Raw genomic sequence first — 21,233 nt, forward strand, 5'->3', positions numbered from 1 at the left:
AATTTAAAAACTATGAAAATATTAGCAATTTTTTTCACACTGTTATTTGTTGCCCCAGCCTCGGTTTATGATTTTAAACTAAAAACCATTGATGGCGACCCTTTCTCTTTGGCCAAATACAAAGGCAAAAAAGTACTGATCGTAAACACCGCCTCAAAATGCGGGTTCACCCCTCAGTATGCTGAATTGCAAAAATTGGCAGACACTTACAAAGACAAACTCGTAATTGTAGGCTTCCCTGCTAACAACTTTGGCCAGCAGGAACCCGGTACTGCAACAGAGATTAAATCATTTTGCCAGAAAAACTATGGCGTTACTTTTCCTTTAAGTGAAAAAATAAGCGTTAAAGGTGATGACATTGATCCGTTGTTTAAATATTTAACAACAACACCAAACCCTGATTTTACCGGCGATATTCAGTGGAATTTTGAGAAATTCCTTATTGATGAGAATGGAAAATTGATCCACCGTTTCAGATCAAAGGTTACCCCAATGTCTGAAGAATTGACTAAGTATTTATAATTCTTAAGAAACTTCTAACTAAAAAGGCTCACCATTAACCGGTGAGCCTTTTTAGTTCATTTATTGTTTGGCGGCCTTATCCTGCGCTTTCTTGGTAGAATCCTGTTTAAGTTTTTTTAGCGAGTCATCTTTTACCTTTTGTTTTTTCTTGAAAAACCCTTTCAGCAGAAAATTATGCTGGGCAGCTGTCAGGTCTTCATTTAATGTATTGGAGGTTTTGTGTACATTGGCCATGGTTGTTTGCGCCTGTTTAACGGTACTTTCCATATTTCTGGCCATTTTATCGTTGTTTAGTAACCTGCCTATACTACCCTGCCCGCTGTTTACTTTATTTACGATATCCGCAAGCCCCTCCACCAGGTCCCCGGCATTATCAGCCATTTTAGTGAATTTATTCATAATCTTATCTACATCCAGAGGGTTAATTGTTGCTAACTGCCCGCCATCATCAACCTGTTCATTACTTGTGACGCCTCCCGGAGCAATTACAACTAACTTATCGCCCATCAAACCGTCACTCCCAATAGTAAGCTTTGCATCCTTTTTAATGAATTTTCTTACATCTGAATTCAGTGTAAGTACCACATTTACAGAACTATCTGTTTTTATCTGTATATCCTGAACGACACCAACATTTATGCCTGCAAAACGTGCATTATTGCCTACCTGTAAACCGCTCACGTTTTTAAACATCCCATGCACGTTAAATGTAGAGCTGAAAAGGTTCTTTTTATTGCCTATAAAAAATATCGCCAGCACCAGTACGGCCAATCCCGCCAAAGCAAATACACCGATCTTTATTTTTTGTCTCGAAGTGGTTTTCATATCAGTTGTTAATTAAAAAATGATCTCACAAATTGTTCTTTTGAGCTTTTAAGCTTTTCATACGAGCCTTCGGCTATATATTCGCCGTCGTTCATTACCACTATCCTGTCGGCTGTAATGCTTGCACATTCCATATCGTGAGTAATGATGATAGAGGTGGTTTTATATTTTTTTTGCATCTCCAGGATCAGTTCGCTTATTTCCCTGGATGTAACCGGATCGAGCCCGGTGGTAGGCTCATCATAAAGCATGATCTCGGGCTTAACAATTAGCGTGCGGGCCAAACCAACCCGTTTACGCATACCACCCGACAAGTCAGACGGCATTTTATCGATTGCATCAGATAGGCCCACATTATCCAATACTTCCTCAACCCGCTGATCTATTTCACTTTGATCTTTTAATTTTAATACACGGGTTAACGGAAATTCAAGATTTTCACGCACAGTCATGGAGTCATACAATGCACCGCTCTGGAACAGGAAACCTATTTTAGTGCGGAGTTCCTTTAGCTCCTTCTCTTTCAATTCAGCAACCTCTTCACCAAAAACAGATACTTCGCCACCATCAGGCAGCAGCATGCCTACTATACATTGTATGGTAACAGATTTACCTGTACCGGATTTACCCAGTATAACCACGTTTTCGCCGCGTTTTACATCAAGGTTTATATTTTTCAAAACCTCTTTTGAACCGAATGACTTTTTGAGACCTTTAATGTGAATCACAGTTTCAACAGCCTGCTTACTTTTTTTCTCAATAATTTTTTCTTGCGTTTCCATATTAATGATAAAAAAGTAAACTGCTGATTTGCACCACAATAGCATCAACAACAAAGATCCAAAGTGAGGCTGTGACCACTGCCGAATTAGCCGCAAGACCTACGCTTTCCGTTCCCCGGTTTGAATTGTAGCCCTTATAGCATCCCACAAAGCCAATGATGAACCCAAAAAATATCGTTTTAATAAAGGCGGGCAAAAAATCGGTGAAGTCCAGGGAAGCTATACATTTATTAAAGTAAAGCAATGCGCTTACGTTGCTGGAGATATTTATGGCAAGAAACCCTCCTATGAGTCCTAACACATCGCCCAGGAGTGTTAAAATGGGCACCATGAAGGTTGTAGCCAGTATACGGGTAACTACAAGATACTGAACAGGATTAGCGCCGGAAACCTCCATGGCATCAATTTGTTCGGTCACTTTCATGCTGCCCAGCTCTGCACCTATGCCCGAGCCTATCTTACCGGCACATATGATAGCGGTAATTACCGGGCCAATTTCACGAACAATAGAAACTGCCAATGTTTTTGGCAGCATGCTTAGTGCTCCAAAATCAACAAGGGTTGGCCTTAGCTGTAATGCTAAAACCAACCCCATTATAAATGCTGTAGTGCCAACAAGCATAAAAGACTTATAGCCTATCTCGTAGCATTGACGTACAAACTCTGACCACTCAAAGCCGCCTCTGAATGCATTTCTGAAAAATCCTCTTAGAAATAGTACCTGGTCGCCGCTTCCTTCAAACCATTTTTTCCAAACGGGTATTGCCTCTTCTGCCATTGGTTATAATTGATTGCCTGTTATAAACAACTAATATTCAAATTGTTTTACCAGCTCAAAAACCCTTGGCCCAGGGAAATGCCCTGTTTATCGCATTGGTACTTCCATTATCAATATACGTGACTGATCTAGGGTTTCAATGGTGAATGAACTCATATCTTCAACACCCAAAGCGTCCCTTTTGTTTAGAACTGTTTCATCCACAGCTATTTTACCTTCCATCAGGAAGGTGTATGCGCCATTACCTGGTATCTTTACGTCATACTTTACCTGTTGACCGGCTTCAAAATCTCCCATAGAAAATATAGCATCCTGGTTGATCCATATCGCATCGCCATCTTTATATGGTGAAACCAATGTGACGAACTGGTTAGGTATTAATTTATCTGTAAAGCTTTTCTGATCATATCTTGGTTCGATGTTCATTTCTTTTGGAAATAACCATATCTGCAAAGTATTGGCGTCTTCAGTTTTAGAGTGATTATATTCTGAATGCTGGATACCTGTTCCGGCCGACATTACCTGTACCTCGCCGGCTGTAATCACACCGATGTTTCCCATGCTGTCGCGATGCTCTAATGCACCTGAAATAGGGATGGTAATAATTTCCATATTGTCATGCGGGTGGGTACCAAAGCCTGTTCCGCCGGCAATAATATCATCGTTTAATACGCGCAACGCACCAAAATGTACTTTTGCAGGATTGTAATAAGGGCCAAAGCTAAATGAGAAATTTGCTTTTAACCATCCTATGTCATTGTGTCCCCGTTCGTTAGCGGGATGTATTGTTTTCTTCATGATATAATCTCTAATTGTATGTTTAAACATACAATTTTTATTCCACAATTTAATTATGCGTATTTTTGCGGAAAAATATACCTTATAATGTCAAAGAAGGTGATCATAGCGGGTGCAAGCGGACTAATTGGCAGTAAATTGCTGAATATCCTGCTGAGTAAAGCTGACTATGATGAGGTTTTGATATTAGTAAGGAAAAAACTGCCTATTGAACATAAGAAACTGGTTCAATTAGTAATTGATTTTGATAAGCTGGATGATCATGCTGCGGCTATAACCGGTCACGCTGTTTTTTGCTGTTTGGGATCTACCCAAAAGAAAACACCTGACCTGGCTGTTTATCGTGAGATAGATCATGATTATCCTGTTAAGCTGGCGCAATTAGCGAAGCAAAACGGCGTTAATCAGTATCACCTGATTTCTGCGATTGGAGCCAATAGTAAATCCTCAAATTTCTATACAAAAATGAAAGGCGAAACCGAGGATGACTTGCAAAAGGTCGGTCTAAAATGTCTTCATATCTATCAGCCATCTTTGTTGACTGGCGACAGGAAAGAATCAAGACCAATGGAGCGAGTATTCACAGTTATAATGAAAGTGATCGATCCACTGTTAATTGGAGGACTTAAGAAATACAGGAGCATACCTGCACAAACCGTTGCTTTGGCAATGTTTAATGAATCTTTAAAAAACGATGAGGGTGTATTTATCCATGCCTCTGATAAAATAAAACTACTAGCGTGAGCACTTATATCTCGGCCGAAAATTTAGGTCATTCATTTCATGATCATTGGTTATTTAAAAATTTAACCATTGGCATTAATCGCGGGCGCAGGGTTGCGCTGGTTGGCATCAATGGCGCGGGTAAATCTACTTTATTAAAATTATTGGCTGGGAAATTCCTGCCTGTTGAAGGTAAAGTGGTGCAAAGCCGCGACCTGCGAATGGGTTATCTGGAACAAGATCCATCTTTTGACAAGGCTTATACCATCAGCGATTATATCTTTCATTCGGATAATAAGCAGCAGCAGCTGATCAGGCAGTATGAAGAATTACTGGAAAATGATCCTGAAAATACTAAAGCGATCGATAAAGTAACCGAAGAAATTAGTGATAGTGATGCCTGGGAATATGAATATAAGATAAAAACCATCTTAGGCAGGTTAGATATTCATCATTTGAACCAAAAGATAGATACATTATCAGGTGGACAAAAGAAGCGTTTGGCTTTGGCCCGTTTACTTATTGAAGATCCGGATGTATACCTATTGGATGAGCCTACCAACCATTTGGATATCGATACTATTGAATGGTTAGAGAAATTATTGACCGAAGGCGCCAAAACTATCCTGATGATTACGCACGACAGGTATTTCCTGGATAATGTTTGTAACGAGATATTGGAGATAGATAATGGTAAGATTATCCCCTATTTTGGTAATTATGGCTATTATCTGGAGAAAAAGGCCGAAAGAGAGAGCACATTAGAGCTACAATTCCAAAAAAATAGCAATCTACTGAAAAAGGAGCTGGAGTGGATGCGCAGGCAACCACAAGCACGTGGCACCAAATCAAAGGCGAGAATAGATGCTTATTATGACCTGGAAGAGAAGACCAAGAATGGCGGTCCTAAAGGAAAAGTAGAACTGAGCGTAAAAACAGCACGCCAGGGGAACAAGATAATGGAGCTGCATCACCTAAATAAGGGCTTCAATGGCCAACGATTGGTAGAAGATTTCAATTATGTATTCAAAAAGGGTGATCGTATTGGTCTTGCGGGAAAGAATGGAAGTGGCAAATCAACGTTGCTTAATATGATCACAGGCGGTTTAAACCCCGATAAAGGACAGGTTGAAACGGGTGAAACTACTGTAATGGGCTATTTTCATCAATCGGGTATAGTATTTAAAGAGGATGATAGAGTAATAGATGTAGTGAAAAACGTTGCTGAGTTTATTACAATGGCTGATGGGAAAACTATTTCGGCCTCTGCCCTGCTTACTTTGTTCTTATTCCCACCTAAAAAACAATATGGATTTATAGCTAATTTAAGTGGTGGCGAGAAAAAAAGGCTTCAATTAATGAGCCTTTTGATGAAGAACCCTAACTTCCTGATCCTGGATGAGCCCACGAATGATCTGGATATTGATACCTTAAACGTACTGGAAGAGTTTTTAACCAACTATACAGGTGTATTAATGTTAGTATCGCATGATCGTTATTTACTGGATAAACTAACCGATCAACTATTCATCATGGAGGGCGAAGGCCATGTGAAGATATTTAATGGCAACTATTCATCTTATCGTTATGAGCAGGAAATAGCTAAACAACAAGCTAAGAATGCACCAGTAGTAGAAAAGATCGAGCAAAAGCCCCAACCTAAGAAGAGCAAACTTAGCTTTAAGGAGATAAAGGAGCTGGAAAACCTGGATAAAGAGATAGCCCAAATAGAAAAGAAGATCGCTTCTTTGACCCAAGAGCTTAATTCAGGAGTTCGTGATCATTCTCAATTAATAGATTTAGCACGACAAATTGCAGGCTTAAACGATGAATTGGACACAAAAAGCATTCGCTGGATTGAATTAACAGAACTAAACGAGGCATAATATGAAACTTTCAGACATCATAGCATCCACTGGGGTTATCATATTATTGATTGCATTCCTACTCAATCTATATAAAAGGTTACCTGCTGATACCAAAACCTATAGTTTATTGAACTTTATAGGTGCGGGTATGTGTGGATTTGCTTCTTATATGATCAAATTCTATCCTTTTATCATACTGGAAGGCATTTGGGCATTTGTAGCGTTAGTATCATTATTTAAAGTTCCACGTGGAACATCTGATAAATGAGTGTAATTTTGAACGTTCCACGTGGAACATTGGAGTTGAGCTTGAGATATTTTAAGAAGAATTGAATGTTCCACGTGGAACATGGAGGTAAAATGTTTAAGAAATATAATGTAATTGTAGTAGGTGCCGGCCATGCCGGTTGTGAGGCAGCGGCGGCAGCGGCTAACCTTGGCTCCTCTGTTCTATTGATCACCATGAACATGGGGACTATAGCACAAATGAGCTGTAATCCTGCTATGGGCGGTGTGGCTAAAGGACAAATCGTGCGTGAAATAGATGCCATGGGTGGCTATTCAGGTATAATAGCAGATAAAACCACGATACAATTCCGCATGCTGAACCTATCCAAAGGTCCGGCAATGTGGAGCCCGCGTGCACAAAACGACCGTATGCGCTTTGCAGAAGAATGGCGTTTAGCTTTAGAAAGAACCCCTAATGTGGACTTTTGGCAGGATACGGTTACTTCATTAATAGTAAAGAACAACACTATTAAAGGAGTTCGTACGTCTCTCGGCGTAGAAATAGAATGCGATGCTGTAGTACTAACAAATGGCACTTTCCTTAATGGCGTAATACATATTGGTGAGAAGAAATTTGGTGGTGGCCGTACAGGTGAGAAAGCTGCTACAGGATTGACTGAGCAATTAGTGGAACTTGGCTTTGATTCGGGTAGAATGAAAACAGGTACTCCTCCCCGTGTTGATGGTCGCTCATTAAACTATAGTGTGATGGAAGAGCAATGGGGTGATGAAAATCCTGGTCGTTTTTCCTTTACTGATGTGGAGCGTTCAACCGATCAACGATGCTGTTGGATCACTTATACCAATACACAGGTGCATGAAACCTTGAAAGAAGGCTTTGAAAAATCACCAATGTTTACTGGTCGTATTAAAGGTTTAGGGCCAAGATATTGTCCATCTATAGAAGATAAGATCAATCGCTTTGCTGAACGTGAACGTCATCAAATCTTTGTTGAACCAGAGGGATGGAATACTGTTGAGATTTATGTAAACGGATTCTCTACCTCATTACCGGAAGATGTACAGTATAAAGCACTGACCCAAATCCCCGGCTTTGAAAATGCTAAAATGTTCAGACCCGGGTATGCAATAGAATATGACTACTTCCCGCCTATTCAGCTTGGCCTTACTTTAGAAACTAAGCTAGTAAGTAACCTATTCTTTGCAGGACAGATTAATGGTACCACCGGATACGAAGAAGCCGCATCACAAGGATTTATTGCAGGTATCAATGCTCACCAAAAGATCAATGATTTGCACGAACTGATTATGAAGCGTTCTGAATCTTATATTGGTGTATTGATAGATGACCTGGTAACTAAGGGAACTGAAGAGCCTTATCGTATGTTTACCTCACGTGCTGAACATCGCTTGTTGCTACGCCAGGATAACGCCGACATTCGTCTTACTCCGATCGGATACGAACTTGGTTTGATCAATGACGGGCGAATGGATAAGGTAAATCAAAAGGTTAAAAACTCCGATGATATCGTGGCTCATACTAAAAACGTTTCGATAGAAGCTTCGGGTATCAATCCACTTTTGGAAGAATTAGGTACCTCACCCCTTTCTCAAAATGTAAAGCTCTTCAATTTATTGAGCCGACCTCAGGTCGCATTTTCAGATTTGAGAAAGGCCAATTCTGCCCTCGATGAATTGCTCAATAATTATGATAAAGAAACAATTGAACAGGCTGAAATAAAAATCAAATATGAGAGTTATTTTGAGAAGGAATTAGAAATTGTAGAAAAGATGCGGAAGATGGAAGATAAAGAGATCAATCCGGAATTCAATTATCAAGGCTTGGTATCGTTGTCAAAAGAAGCGCGCGAAAAATTGATGAAAATAAAACCACGTACTTTAGGCCAGGCATCCAGAATTTCGGGGGTGTCACCGTCGGATATTTCGGTTTTGATGGTTCACATTTCAAGGTAGATATAAATTATTGATTATCAACACGTTAAAAATATCGCTTTAAATTAATTATTTTTAATTCTGAATGGTAATCTTCATAAAACTATAAAAATCGATTATAAGGCTTAAAATGAGGCAAAATAAAAGGATTGCTTTTTTACGGAGAAAAATACTGCCATTTTTTACCGCATTACTATTATTTGGCTGCGCAAGCATGCAAAAACCCCAGGGCGGACCAAGAGATCGTACCCCACCAAAATTATTGAAGGCAACTCCGCCAAACATGACAAGGAATTTTAAAGAGAAACAAATCAAACTCGAGTTTGATGAATACTTCACTTTAAAAAATCAATCTCAGGAAATTAGTATAAGTCCGGCGATGGATAAGCTCCCGACTTATAAGGTCAAGAAAAAAGTTCTGATTGTAGATTTCAAAGATACACTGCAAAAAAATACGACCTACGTTATCAACTTCGGTAAATCGATAGCCGATGTGAATGAAGGAAACATTGTACCAAATTTCACTTACGTTTTTTCAACCGGCAGTCACATCGATTCACTAAGCGTATCGGGTAATGTCCAAAATTTGATGACACAGGAAAAGGAAACTAAAGATGTAACCGTAATGCTTTTCCCCGTTAAAAGGGACACACTGTTCGGAAAGAAGAAACCAACCATTTACGCGAGTATAGATTCGGCCGGAAATTTTTCACTTAACAATCTACATGAAGGCGATTATTACATCTACGCGTTAAAGGAAGTTGCGGCCAACAGGATATATGATAATGACAACGAACTGATCGCTTTTCAAACAAAACCAGTACACTTGAAAAAAGATACGGCCAATATTCATTTGTTCCTATTTAAACAGGAGCCCGACAAGTTCAGAATGACAGACCATCGTTTTGATGTAGACGGAAAAATTTTATTCACTTTCAACAAAAGTCTTGACAACCCATCTGTAAAAATATTACAGCCTGCCACATTAGACCGACAAAAAATTGTTGACTTTAATAAGACCAGGGATACGGCCATGGTTTATATGCGCAGTCTCGACTTTGATTCGCTCCGGGTATCATTTCTACAAAACAATAAACCGCTTGATACAGTAACTATCAGAAAAGGCCGAAAAGAGACCTATGACCATACGATCAATTTGCAATACAATACAAGTGCTGACGGCAGGCTTAAACCAGGCAGCAATCTTGTAGTTACTTCTAATTTACCGATCGAAAACATTGACAAGTCAATAGTAACGCTTAATGAGGATTCAATTAATATATCCAACTTTACGCTAACCAAGGATACGACCACCTTGAAGAGACTGACATTTGTATATAACTGGAAAGCGAACAGCCGTTATCAGCTGATATTTAATGAGGGCTCACTGACGGACATCTATGGTGATAAAAACAAAAAATCATTAAAAATATTCCAACTGGATAAAGCTGATAATTATGGTGAACTTACTCTTAAAGTGACCATTCCTGATACGAGTAAAGGTTACATTGTTGAACTATTAAGCGGTACAGGTCCAGGTACGGATAAGACAGTTATACACCGGGACCCTATAACTAAAAGTATGAATGTGGTGTATAAAAACTATCCTATAGGCAAATACACAATACGTGTAATTTACGATGACAACAAAAACGGCAAATGGGATAGCGGTAATGTAAAAAAACGCATACAGCCTGAGAATGTATGGCTATACAGCAAAGAGATAACCCTAAGATCAAACTGGGAAGCGGAAGAACCTATTGATATACCCAAAGAACCGACTACTCATTAAACCAGCCGGCGTACATAATGTAATTGTGCGGTAGCTGACGCAGCATGTCCTTTTGTTCCTGGCTCAAAGGTTTTATCTTTTTGGCCGGGGTGCCCGCATATAGATACCCGGACTCGCAGATTGTCTTCTCTAATACAACAGAGCCGGCGCCTATGATCACAAACTCCTCTACAACGGCATGATCCATTACAATGGCTCCCATGCCTACCAGTACGTTATCCTTTAGCGTACAACCATGTACAAGGGCATTGTGACCGATTGATACATTATTACCTATCTCCGTAGCAGCACGCAGGTAAGTGGCATGTATCACCGCACCATCCTGTATATTGGTATTATTACCTATACGGATATAGTGCACATCTCCCCTGATAACGGCGTTGAACCAAACCGAGCAGTTATCGCCCATGGTTACATCACCTACAATAGTTGCATTTTCTGCAATAAAACAATCTGCACCCCAAGCGGGTACTTTGTCTTTTACAGGCAGAATTAAAGCCATAATATTAAATTTTGTAAGGATTAATAATATCCAGGTTCTTCAATTTAAAGTCAGAAACATTTCTTGTTACCAGCTTTAAATCATAATGTATCGCCGTAGCAGCTATCAGTGCATCAGGGAGCTTAATACTGTATTGTAATCTCAAATCTATTGTAGCCAAAGCTACCCCCTCATCAATAGGATAAATAGTTGCTATATCAATAAATCGTTTGAGTTTATCGTATTCTTCAGGAGTAATATGTTTGCTTCCGAATATCTCTATCTGTGTGATGATAGATATTACAGGTTTTATCGCACTTAAAAATTTGCGCCCTGCTTCTGGTAGTGAACCGTTGAAAAAATCAATAATAACATTTGAGTCAATCAGATGTTCCTGTCCCATTCTGCGCGTGATTTTTCTATTTCCTTATGCAATTCAGAACTGGTCTTGTCAGATAATATCCCCCAAAATTCAGACATAGTTTTAGGCGGCTTTTCATTAAGTTCGTCTAAAGCAAGATATGTAATCTCAATTTTTTTTCCTACATATTCAGCAGGTATATCCAACTCGATATGTGTATCCCGGGGAGTTAAAATTGTGCGTACCATCTATCAAATTTACAGAAATATTTATTTACAAAGAAAAGTACTACTTTAGCGCTGTACATTAGCGGAAATAGCTCAGCTGGTAGAGCATCAGTTTCCCAAACTGAAGGCCGCGGGTTCGAATCCCGTTTTCCGCTCTTTTTATTACAGCCACCATCCCATTTCCAGATGCACTTTCTTCCGATCTTTATAGAAAAGATTTAAGGAAATCTTCACAGCTTTTACTTTCCATTCTAAAGCTATATCCCCTTGTTTAACATCTTCTTCTTTTTTTGCTTCGCCGAAAAGCTTTGTTAGGTACTTTTTAATCTCCTCAAAAGTAATTTCTGATCCACTATCTTCTGATGAAAAATCTATTGTCTCAAACGATTTGATACCACCATGTTGTTTATGGTTCCAGCAAATCGTTTTAAAATATAAAGTCAGACCATTTAGTATAAATCGTTCACCCCAATGATAAATTATCCGGTCAGCCCGATACTCTTTATATATAACTTATCAGCTTCAATGTCTGAACCCCATTTGATAAAAACTTGTTCATCAAATAATATTCCATCCATGATTTCCTTTGTTCCATTAGTCGAACCCGTTTCTGAGTCCGGCTTCTTTTTAAAAATTGAAAAAAATGTCATTAATATCTATTCAAAAACTAAAGCGTTCATAAGACGCTGTAACAAGTACAAACGTGAACAATATTCACCATTTCTTATATTAAAACACCGTATCATGCACATTTTCTGCATGTACCTTATAATCAGTAGTATAATGCAAACCCCTGCTCTCCTTTCTTAACATGGCTGATTTTACCACAATATAAGATACCTGTATCAGATTACGCAACTCGCATAATTTAACAGATAATTTGGTACGCTTGTAAAATTCTTCTGTTTCTTCATATAATAGATGCAAACGACGCATTGCCCGGTCAAGCCTGAAATCAGATCTAACGATACCTACATAATCGCTCATCAGCTTTTGCATCTCGCGTACGTTGTGCGTAACCAGGATATCTTCGTTTGATAATTTTACGCCATGTTCGTTCCAATCGGGTATATTCTCAGGAATAACATTCTTATTAAACTTATCAACAGCATCCTGGTAAATACGGTGTGCAAATACTAAAGCCTCAAGTAATGAGTTGGATGCCAAACGATTAGCCCCATGTAAGCCTGTTGATGAACATTCACCGCAGGCATATAAACGCATAATAGAAGATCTGCCTGAATGATCAACCTGTACACCACCGCACATATAATGGCATGCAGGAGCAACAGGTATCATATCCTTGGTCATATCAATACCTATCTCTAAACACTTGGCATAAATATTAGGGAAATGCGCCAATATATCTTTTTTACTGCGGTGACGAATATCCAGGTAAACATAATCCTCACCTGATTTTTTTATCTCGGCATCAATAGCGCGCGCCACTATATCTCTTGGTGCTAAGGATTTACGTTCGTCGTATTCCTGCATAAACTCTTCACCATTTGTACGCCTCAATATCCCGCCAAAACCGCGCACTGCTTCTGAAATTAAAAATGATGGATATTCACCCGGATTATATAATGCCGTAGGATGGAACTGGATAAATTCCATATTTCTTACTTTTCCTTTAGCGCGGTAAACCATGGCCACACCATCACCGGTAGCTATAGTGGGATTAGTTGTTATAGAATAAATATGCCCCGCACCACCAGATGCCATTATAGTTACCTTAGAAAGTATCTTTTCCACATGGCCGTTTAATGTATTCAACACATAAACTCCATAGCAGGTATTATCATTACTTGATTTATCCACAAATTCTCCCATATGGTGCTGGGTTATCAGATCCACAGCAAAATAATGGGTTAAAATAGTGATATTAGGGTTCAAGTGAATCTGGTCTAATAAAGACCTTTCAATCTCCCAGCCTGTAATATCCTTATAATGCAGTACCCTGAATTCGGAATGCCCGCCTTCTTTTGCCAGGTCATACATACCTTCGTTGGTCTTATCAAAGTTGGTTCCGTAATCAATAATTTCACGAACTCTCTCCGGTCCTTCCTTAATTACGATTTCAACAACTTCTCTATCACACAATTCGTCACCGGCTACCAACGTATCTTCGATATGTTTTTCAAAAGAATCTTCCTTTTTATCCACAACCACGGCTACGCCGCCCTGTGCATACTTAGTGTTTGATTCGTCTTCATTTGATTTTGTAACTATCAGAACCTTACCATGCTTTGCGGCCTTAAGTGCAAAACTCAATCCGGCTATCCCCGAACCTATCACCAAAAAATCAGCTGTTCTCGTCATATAGATGTATTATATTGTGTAAAAGTAGTACTTGTGTTAGAAAGACCTTAAAACGTGTTAATTTTGTGTAGGTAAAAAACTAATAAGTAAATTATAGGTGGATAACCTGCATTTTAGTCTCATTTATAAATAATCTTTACAGTAATTTTGAGATCAATTATCAGGTTAATTAACATTTTATAAGGCAAGAAAATATTAACAAAAAAGGTTTAAAATAAATATTGGCTTATATCAGCCATCTTTAAATCAAACTAATACGCTACAAAGTTGTGTCTTTTTATGTTAATAAAAATGTAAAACTTGTTTTTTATACCACCTGCAATAATACTTTTAAACAAAACTAACACACCAATAACAATAGGTTCTTTTTATATATAAAACTAATTGTTATTAATTGAATTGTTGAAATGGATACCTTAGAGGAAATAAATGTGAAGGGATTTGTGGAGGAAGAAATAGATCCGACACTCGACCTTTTTGAAGAAATTGAAAAATTAAAGAAGGAAAAAAATGCCGTCATTTTGGCCCATTATTACCAGGAACCCGATATACAGGATATTGCTGATTACATTGGCGACAGCCTGGGATTATCCCAGCAAGCCGCCAAAACTGATGCGGATATCATCGTATTTGCCGGTGTCCATTTTATGGCCGAGACTGCAAAGATCCTTTCTCCAAACAAGAAGGTCCTTTTACCCGACTTGAAAGCAGGCTGCTCACTGGCCGACAGCTGCCCACCACATTTGTTCAGGAAGTTTAAAGAAGCTTATCCTGACCACCTGGTTATCACCTATGTGAATTGTACGGCAGAATTGAAAGCAATGAGCGATATCGTTTGCACATCAAGCAATGCGGTGGGGATAGTGGAAAGTTTGCCGAAAGATCAGAAGATCATTTTCGGACCGGATAAAAATCTGGGGGCTTATGTGGCAAAAAAAACAGGGAGAGATTTGGTTTTATGGAATGGTGCCTGTATGGTACACGAAATATTCTCGAGAGAGAAAATTACCAAACTGAAAGAACGCTATCCGAAAGCTAAACTACTGGCACACCCTGAATGTGAAGATGTCATTTTGAAAATGGCTGATTATATTGGTTCAACAACAGGTTTGTTGAAATATGCAACTAAAAGTCCTGAACAGGAATTTATAGTGGCGACAGAGTCGGGTATTATTCATCAAATGCAGAAAGAGAACCCCGATAAAAAATTTTTCCCGGCTCCGCCGAATAATACTTGCGCTTGTAATGATTGTCCGCATATGAAAAGGAACACGCTGGAGAAGCTTTATTTGTGCATGAAAAATGAAATGCCAGAAATAACTGTTCCGGAGCATATTATAAAACTGGCGGTAAAACCGATTGAGAGGATGCTGGAAATATCAGCAAGATTGGGTTTGTGATTACACTGATTAAGAAAAATAGATTACACCGATTAGTTTAAATATTAACCGGTGTAATCATAAATAAGTCTGTGAAATCCCTATTGGGCTTTAGCTAACCACAATGATGCATTTAAATGGAATGCAGGATGTGATGTAAATCCTGATGGTGAGTCTCCAGACCAGCCATTGATCAGGTTATCATTTGTGTCGCCTGTGCCATCATCGGCAGGTGAGCTATCGCCAATAAATACAATCCGCCCCGATCCATAGCTTGCTAATAAGGCCATTACACCTGTATTACCGCCATTTGTACTGCTGCTTCTCCAGAACAAACCCTGTACGGTTGAGTTATTTGCAGGATATAATGTAGCAGTGGTTCCGTCATAAAATGAAAGTTTTGAAGCTGTACCTTCAGCACCATGTAATACTTTCTGGGCATCAGTATTGGTGCCGGCGTAAACATTACTTGTTGGCTGTTCATTAATGTCTATATAATCGATATTAAAACCAAACGGCTTGTTATTATTGATACCATTATTAGTCATAAGGTCGTTCCATACTCTCGGAGAATCATAACCATCGCCGTCTCTGTCTGATGGATTATAACCATTGGAATCGGTACCTCCTGTTGTAGCAGCGGTATGATCGGCAACCATCATCAATCCACCTCCATTAGAAACAAAGTTCATGATAGCCGTTTTTTCTGACGCTGTAAATAACCTGTTCGGCTCGATCACTACATAAACATCATAATTGCTCAGGTCCTGTGGGTTTGAACTATTGCCATAAGTGATTGCTGTTCCTTCCGGCAAAGTTTCAACCAGTTCGCCTAATTTTACCAGGGAAACTGCCCATGCAGATGAAGCGCCTTTCCAATAGGTTTCGGATGTAGTTGATGTAATGCCGGTATAGGATGGAGTTGGTGTACGCTGTGCCTTATCTTCAACAGTTGTACCACCAGTATAAATAGGCACACTTTCCGTACCATCCGCATCTATTTGCCAATCGGCGCTGCCCGCATTTTCATATTTAGTGGCGTCGAAAAGGAATTTTTTCCCGGTTAATACTGTGCCGCCACCACCTCCGCCACCACCGGTATTGTCATTTATAGTAATATCATCAATGTTTATACGGTTAGTTGAGCCCGTGAGCTTCCTTATTTCCAAACGGGCAGTGCCGGTAATATTTAAAGTGAATGTTTGGGTTTGAAGGGTGGATGTGGTAGTTATATTGGCGCCGCTTTGTGTCCAGGTGCTGCCGCCATTTGTTGAATACCATAAACCCCACTGGCTTGCTGCATCAGAACCATAAGTACCATATTTAACAGTAACCGTGCTTATACCGGTGGTAACATCAAACAACATGGTTATTTTGCCGGTATTGCGCATACGAGCCGACCATGTGCCGTCTTTCAGGTCACCGCTCAAATTACCAATCAGTGCATCATACATGTTCCACTGGTTACCTTGTAAAGTAACGTTGTCGCCACTGCTTGATCCGGTTGGTGATACATCGTAAGCTGTTTTTGGACTTGTGGTCCCTACTTCAAAATCTTCTGCTTCAGAAACGGAAGAAAGATTAAGGTTGCTTACCATTTTGTTAGCCGAAGGAATGGCAGAAACCTGTGGATTAAGATTGCTGTTTTTACTGCATGAAACCAGCAAAGCTGTGATTATGGCGCAGGCCATAAGCGGTTTTAGATGAGTTTTGATATTTTTCATAAAATATGGTTTAAGTACTAAAAATCAATATAATAATTAATTATATTGTTTATTAATCATTATTATACTATTAATAAATCGTAATATAAACTAAAGATTAAATTTAATATATAATAACAAGGCGTAAAATAAAACCCTGGTAACAGTTATTTGAAAATAAGCTTTCGTATTTTTGCAAACTAAGTTTTAAATAGCAGGAAATGTTTGAGAACCAGGAAAGGACTAATATTGAACAGTTGGGTGAATTTGGTTTAATAGATCATCTGACCAAACAGATCAAAATAAAAAATGCAAGCACATTAAAAGGTATTGGCGATGATGCCGCGGTGATCGATTTTGCCGGAAAAAAGGCATTGATATCAACAGATATGCTACTGGAAGGCATACATTTTGACCTCGCTTATACTCCGCTTAAGCATTTAGGATATAAAGCAGTGCAGGTGAACCTGAGTGATATTTGTGCGATGAATGGCACAGCAACTCAAGTGACTGTATCGATAGGCATATCCAGTAAATTTCCACTCGAAGCTGTTGAGGAATTTTATGAAGGTATTTACCTGGCCTGCGAAAAATTTAATGTGGATCTGGTTGGTGGTGATACAACTTCATCTCGCCAGGGACTGGTGATTAGTGTTACATCAATAGGTTATGCGGATGAAAAAGACATTACTTACCGCAATACAGCCAACGAAGGCGATCTGATATGTGTATCCGGCGACCTGGGTGGTGCATATGTGGGTTTACAATTATTAGAGCGTGAGAAGCAGATATATATAGAGAATCCGAGCATTCAGCCCGATCTGGAGGGGAAAGATTATATCATAGAACGCCAGCTTAAGCCGGAAGCGAGGAAAGATATTGTTGAATTACTGAAAGATATCGACATAAAGCCAACGGCGATGATAGATATTTCGGATGGTTTGGCTTCTGAAATATTGCACATATGCAAACAAAGCAATAAGGGTTGTAATTTGTATGAGGATAAAATACCGCTTGATCCGATGACCTATGAAACGGCAAGGGAGTTTAACCTGGACCCAACTGTTTGTGCGCTGAGTGGTGGCGAAGACTACGAACTACTGTTCACTATTAAGCAGACAGATTACGAAAAAATAAAATTGCAGATGGATATTTCTATCATCGGGCATATAACGGATGCTTCTGCAGGATGCAACCTGATCACAAAATCTGGAGTTGTACATGCCTTGAAGGCACAGGGATGGAATGCTTTTCCCCCAACCCCCTAAAGGGGGCTTTCTTTACTCATATGATAGAATACTTTTATAAGATTATGTAACTTATAGTTTATTGGCAAGTCAAATAGCTCATATATAATAAAGTCGTCCTATGAAAAAGATATGTTTTTTGGCACTGATGTGCTTTTCATTAACACAGGTAAAGGCACAAAAAGGTGTCGTATTAAAAGTAAAATATCTGCCTAACCACGATTACAAAATATCAGTTAATAGTGATGTAAAATTCAATGTTAATCTGACCGGTGATCAGGAATTATTAGATAAACTCAATTCGCAGGGTATAACAAACCCGGTTGATGCTATCCTGTCGGTAAGTTTGAACGGAGATACAAAGACAGGTGCTATGAGCGCTGATAAAACCTTTCCTTTAAACATGGATTATAAGATCAGCAATATTTCAGTTACTGCTAATGGAAAGCAAATGCCTATTCCGCCAAAGGTTACTGAAAAGGATCTTAAGATGGTAGGACATATAAGCGAGGATTGGAAATTAAAAATAGATTCGGCTGACGGAAAAGTGGTTGTTGATAGCACCGAAAAGAAAATGCAGCAGATGATGGACTTGTTTCAAAAGCAAATACAATTTCCTGATAAGGCATTAAAACCAGGTGATACATTTACCCAGGGTTCCCCAATGGATATACCCATGACGCAAGGTCAACCTATACATATTGATGCCGGTATAACTTATAAACTGGTTAGCATTTCGGGTGGGAAAGCCTACTTTGATATGATACCTAATTTCGGTATGAATTTTCAAATCAAAGCGGTATCCATTAATGTTTCGGGAACCGGAACAGGTAAGATGGTTTATGATATAAAGAATAATTTTCCAATATCAAAAGAAGGTACTATTAACATGAAAATTAAGGTAACTTCTGATAAGCTGAATGTGGATGGTACTGCTGTTATTAATACAAAATATAGCTGCACTATAAATTAATTATAGATTCTGCCATAGCAACTAAAAGGGGTATTCTCAATATTGAGAATACCCCTTTTAGTTTTAATAGAAAAGACAGCCTTTTTTAAGAATATTATTCTTCTTCAATAAATTTCTGATCGATCTGCTTGGTTGCTTTAGCGCCAAGTTTACGTAAGACTTCAACTCTACCAATCATATTGCCGCTGCCTGTAGACAGTTTACCGAAAGCATCATTATAGGCATCTTTTGAGCGGTCAATATTGTCACCTATTTTCTTAAGGTCAGCTATGAATCCGACGAATTTATCATACAAAGTGCCGGCTTTAGTAGCAATATCTATAGCGTTACGGCTTTGTTGTTCCTGTTTCCATATGGACGCTACTGTTTTTAAAGTGGCCAGCAATGTAGAAGGGGTTACCAGCACCACCTTTTTATTCCAGGCAAATTCAAATAATTCCAGATCCGTTTGTATTGCTATCACGAATGAGGATTCGATGGGTACAAAAAGCAATACAAAATCCGGTGAATTAATGCCATATAGATCCTGGTAGTTTTTGCTGCCCAAACCGATAATATGGCTTTTTATAGAATTTATATGTTGTTTGATATAGGATTCACGCTCTTCTTCTGTCTCACAATTGACTAATCTTTCATAGGCTATCAGAGATACCTTAGAGTCAATAACTATATGTTTATTATCAGGCAGATTAATGATCACATCGGGTTGAAACCGGTTGCCATTTTCATCAGTAAGATTTAATCCTTTACCTTGCTTAGTATAGCTTTCATCTTCAATAAGACCAGATGCTTCAAGTATACGGTCGAGTATTACTTCGCCCCAGTTGCCTTGTTTTTTGGTGTCTGCTTTTAAAGCCTTTGTCAGATTGCTTGCTTCTTCGCTGATCTGCTTGTTAAGCTCCATCAACTTCGATATCTCCCCTTTTAAGATATTTCTTTCATCCGATTCGGCTTTGTAAACCTTTTCAACCTTTTCTTCGAACAATTTTATATTTTCCTTTAAGGGAGTTAGTAAAAGATCAAGACTGCTTTTATTGGTTTCATTGAATTTTAACGATTTTTCTTCAAGCAGTTTATTAGCAATGTTCTCAAACTCGCGTTGGAAATTCTGCCTTATCTGTTCAACTTCAGCTTTTTGCTCTTGTATTTTTTCTTGCTGTGCTTTATAATAAGAACGTGCACTTTCAAGCGACTGGTTCGCCTGTCCTAATTTTTCACGCTCCTGGATAAGGTCATTTTTGAGTATCTCTTTTTCTTCCCTTAAAAGTGCTGTTACGGATTCTTTTTCTGAAATCAATCCATTTAATTTCTCATCAGCTATGGCTAATGTAATTTTAAGTTGATCATTATCTTTTTTAAGCTGCAACATCTCCTCTTCAGAAATACCACCGGGATTCTTTGGCCTTTTTAGAAAAAGCACAAAAGCAATTAAAAGGATAACTACGGAAACAATTAGACTAACCGAACTCATTTTGATAAAAATATTAGCAAAACGAAGGTAGGAAATTTTGGTAGAGAAAGGAATTAGGGACGAAAATTACCAGCTTTCCAAGAGCATATCATCAATCTCAGTAAAATGTTTATCGCGGGAAATTAATTTTAAATTATGTTGTTTAACCGTTGCAGCTATCCATATATCATTCGTAGGTATCGGTTTACCTTTCTTATATAAAGCTGCGGTAATCTCACCAAAAAACTGGGCCGTTGTTTGATCAACTTCTAATATTGTACATAATTCTAAAAATTCGGTGAGTTTGTTTAGGTGCTTATTTTTATTGAGAACCCTGTTAATGCCTACGTAAAGTTCTCCGAGAACTATAGAGGAAATATAAAAAGTCGGCAGTCCATTCAGTTTGTCAGCAATTTCTTTATTGCCTGCAAAAACTTCTATTATAATATTAGAATCAAGAAATATTTTATTTCCAGTCATTCTCATCGATGCTTTCGCAAGTTTCAGCTATTGCCTGTTTCATTTCAACTCCTTCATTTTTTGAAATGATGCCCACAAAATCATAAACGCTGGTTTTCTTTTTTCTTTTATTATTATAGCTGTTCAAAATTGTTTCAATTTCAAGTAAAACAGCATCATTTTTAACTTTCAAAACCTCTTCAATTAAATGTATTTTCCTGGCTTCTGAATACATAATAATCCTTATTTTAATTATGAATATATAAAGTTACAAAAATAAGCATCCATTTTTACATCGATGGCTTAATATGAGCAAGTTAAAACTCCTATGGGCTTGTATG

Annotated in this window: 21 protein-coding genes and 1 tRNA gene; 10 read left to right on the forward strand and 12 right to left on the reverse strand. The window is 38.5% G+C overall.

The genetic code is table 11. The features are described 5' to 3' along the window. Positions 1–12: 12 nt before the first annotated feature. On the forward strand, positions 13–522 hold the full coding sequence (locus ACPPVU_RS00955) for a glutathione peroxidase (protein ID WP_426669814.1): 510 nt from the start codon (positions 13–15) through the stop codon (positions 520–522). Between the two features lie 60 nt (positions 523–582). Here the strand turns inward: ACPPVU_RS00955 and ACPPVU_RS00960 are convergent, their stop codons facing one another. The 4 genes from ACPPVU_RS00960 to ACPPVU_RS00975 form a co-directional block, all read right to left on the reverse strand. Next, on the reverse strand, positions 583–1,347 hold the full coding sequence (locus tag ACPPVU_RS00960) for an MlaD family protein (protein ID WP_426669815.1): 765 nt from the start codon (positions 1,345–1,347) through the stop codon (positions 583–585). Positions 1,348–1,355: 8 nt separating this feature from the next. Then, on the reverse strand, positions 1,356–2,129 hold the full coding sequence (locus tag ACPPVU_RS00965; protein WP_426669816.1) for an ABC transporter ATP-binding protein: 774 nt from the start codon (positions 2,127–2,129) through the stop codon (positions 1,356–1,358). Between the two features lies 1 nt (position 2,130). Next, complete coding sequence (locus tag ACPPVU_RS00970; RefSeq protein ID WP_426669817.1) at positions 2,131–2,907, reverse strand: MlaE family ABC transporter permease; 777 nt, start codon at positions 2,905–2,907, stop codon at positions 2,131–2,133. Between the two features lie 87 nt (positions 2,908–2,994). Next, complete coding sequence (locus tag ACPPVU_RS00975; protein WP_426669818.1) at positions 2,995–3,705, reverse strand: pirin family protein; 711 nt, start codon at positions 3,703–3,705, stop codon at positions 2,995–2,997. A gap of 87 nt (positions 3,706–3,792) precedes the next feature. Here ACPPVU_RS00975 and ACPPVU_RS00980 point away from each other — a divergent pair, with 87 nt between their 5' ends. The 5 genes from ACPPVU_RS00980 to ACPPVU_RS01000 all read left to right on the forward strand — a co-directional run bounded on the left by ACPPVU_RS00980 (position 3,793) and on the right by ACPPVU_RS01000 (position 10,290). Then, positions 3,793–4,449, forward strand: a complete 657-nt coding sequence (locus ACPPVU_RS00980) for an oxidoreductase (protein ID WP_426669819.1) — start codon at positions 3,793–3,795, stop codon at positions 4,447–4,449. Then, positions 4,446–6,314: an ABC-F family ATP-binding cassette domain-containing protein gene (locus ACPPVU_RS00985; RefSeq protein WP_426669820.1), complete on the forward strand. Its 1,869-nt coding sequence runs from the start codon at positions 4,446–4,448 to the stop codon at positions 6,312–6,314. The genes ACPPVU_RS00980 and ACPPVU_RS00985 overlap by 4 nt, the downstream gene beginning before the upstream one ends. 1 nt (position 6,315) lies before the next feature. After that, the gene (locus ACPPVU_RS00990; RefSeq protein ID WP_426669821.1) at positions 6,316–6,564 is read left to right on the forward strand and encodes a CBU_0592 family membrane protein; all 249 of its coding nucleotides are present in this window, start codon (positions 6,316–6,318) and stop codon (positions 6,562–6,564) included. 92 nt (positions 6,565–6,656) lie between these two features. Continuing rightward, entirely contained in the window at positions 6,657–8,519 is a 1,863-nt protein-coding gene (mnmG, locus tag ACPPVU_RS00995) for a tRNA uridine-5-carboxymethylaminomethyl(34) synthesis enzyme MnmG (RefSeq protein ID WP_426672235.1), read from the forward strand. A gap of 109 nt (positions 8,520–8,628) precedes the next feature. Further along, positions 8,629–10,290, forward strand: a complete 1,662-nt coding sequence (locus ACPPVU_RS01000; RefSeq protein ID WP_426669822.1) for an Ig-like domain-containing protein — start codon at positions 8,629–8,631, stop codon at positions 10,288–10,290. Here ACPPVU_RS01000 and ACPPVU_RS01005 read toward each other — a convergent pair. From ACPPVU_RS01005 to ACPPVU_RS01015, 3 genes are read right to left on the reverse strand one after another with little or no spacing between them, the layout of a single operon-like run. Then, positions 10,280–10,792: a gamma carbonic anhydrase family protein gene (locus ACPPVU_RS01005; protein ID WP_426669823.1), complete on the reverse strand. Its 513-nt coding sequence runs from the start codon at positions 10,790–10,792 to the stop codon at positions 10,280–10,282. The genes ACPPVU_RS01000 and ACPPVU_RS01005 overlap by 11 nt on opposite strands. A gap of 4 nt (positions 10,793–10,796) precedes the next feature. Then, positions 10,797–11,174 (reverse strand): type II toxin-antitoxin system VapC family toxin, encoded by a 378-nt coding sequence (locus ACPPVU_RS01010; protein WP_426669824.1) that lies wholly within the window; start codon positions 11,172–11,174, stop codon positions 10,797–10,799. Further along, a complete protein-coding gene (locus ACPPVU_RS01015) occupies positions 11,156–11,380 on the reverse strand; it encodes a hypothetical protein (protein ID WP_426669825.1) in 225 nt (74 codons plus the stop codon). The genes ACPPVU_RS01010 and ACPPVU_RS01015 overlap by 19 nt, the downstream gene beginning before the upstream one ends. Positions 11,381–11,441: 61 nt before the next feature. Here ACPPVU_RS01015 and ACPPVU_RS01020 point away from each other — a divergent pair. After that, positions 11,442–11,514: transfer RNA gene (locus ACPPVU_RS01020), tRNA-Gly, on the forward strand. A 574-nt stretch (positions 11,515–12,088) separates the two neighbouring features. On the opposite strand, the gene nadB is transcribed toward ACPPVU_RS01020, so the two are convergent. Beyond that, entirely contained in the window at positions 12,089–13,681 is a 1,593-nt protein-coding gene (gene nadB / locus ACPPVU_RS01025; RefSeq protein ID WP_426669826.1) for an L-aspartate oxidase, read from the reverse strand. Positions 13,682–14,088: 407 nt separating this feature from the next. On the opposite strand from nadB, the gene nadA reads away from it, so the two are divergent. Beyond that, positions 14,089–15,081 (forward strand): quinolinate synthase NadA, encoded by a 993-nt coding sequence (nadA, locus tag ACPPVU_RS01030; protein WP_426669827.1) that lies wholly within the window; start codon positions 14,089–14,091, stop codon positions 15,079–15,081. Between the two features lie 80 nt (positions 15,082–15,161). On the opposite strand, the gene ACPPVU_RS01035 is transcribed toward nadA, so the two are convergent. Then, positions 15,162–16,784: a hypothetical protein gene (locus ACPPVU_RS01035; RefSeq protein ID WP_426669828.1), complete on the reverse strand. Its 1,623-nt coding sequence runs from the start codon at positions 16,782–16,784 to the stop codon at positions 15,162–15,164. 200 nt (positions 16,785–16,984) lie between these two features. Between ACPPVU_RS01035 and thiL the strand changes: the two genes are divergently transcribed. Both thiL and ACPPVU_RS01045 read left to right on the forward strand, forming a co-directional pair. Next, positions 16,985–18,031 carry a thiamine-phosphate kinase gene (gene thiL / locus ACPPVU_RS01040; RefSeq protein ID WP_426669829.1) on the forward strand — a complete coding sequence of 349 codons (1,047 nt, stop codon included), beginning with the start codon at positions 16,985–16,987 and terminating at the stop codon, positions 18,029–18,031. Between the two features lie 100 nt (positions 18,032–18,131). After that, positions 18,132–18,983, forward strand: a complete 852-nt coding sequence (locus ACPPVU_RS01045) for a hypothetical protein (protein ID WP_426669830.1) — start codon at positions 18,132–18,134, stop codon at positions 18,981–18,983. A gap of 94 nt (positions 18,984–19,077) precedes the next feature. Here the strand turns inward: ACPPVU_RS01045 and rmuC are convergent, their stop codons facing one another. The 3 genes from rmuC to ACPPVU_RS01060 all read right to left on the reverse strand — a co-directional run bounded on the left by rmuC (position 19,078) and on the right by ACPPVU_RS01060 (position 21,127). Then, a complete protein-coding gene (rmuC, locus tag ACPPVU_RS01050; RefSeq protein ID WP_426669831.1) occupies positions 19,078–20,454 on the reverse strand; it encodes a DNA recombination protein RmuC in 1,377 nt (458 codons plus the stop codon). Positions 20,455–20,520: 66 nt separating this feature from the next. Then, a complete protein-coding gene (locus ACPPVU_RS01055; protein WP_426669832.1) occupies positions 20,521–20,913 on the reverse strand; it encodes a type II toxin-antitoxin system VapC family toxin in 393 nt (130 codons plus the stop codon). Continuing rightward, a complete protein-coding gene (locus ACPPVU_RS01060) occupies positions 20,900–21,127 on the reverse strand; it encodes a hypothetical protein (RefSeq protein ID WP_426669833.1) in 228 nt (75 codons plus the stop codon). The genes ACPPVU_RS01055 and ACPPVU_RS01060 overlap by 14 nt, the downstream gene beginning before the upstream one ends. Between the last annotated feature and the right edge of the window lie 106 nt (positions 21,128–21,233).

The organism is Mucilaginibacter sp. McL0603, assembly GCF_049992945.1.
Classification (GTDB): Bacteria; Bacteroidota; Bacteroidia; order Sphingobacteriales; family Sphingobacteriaceae; genus Mucilaginibacter.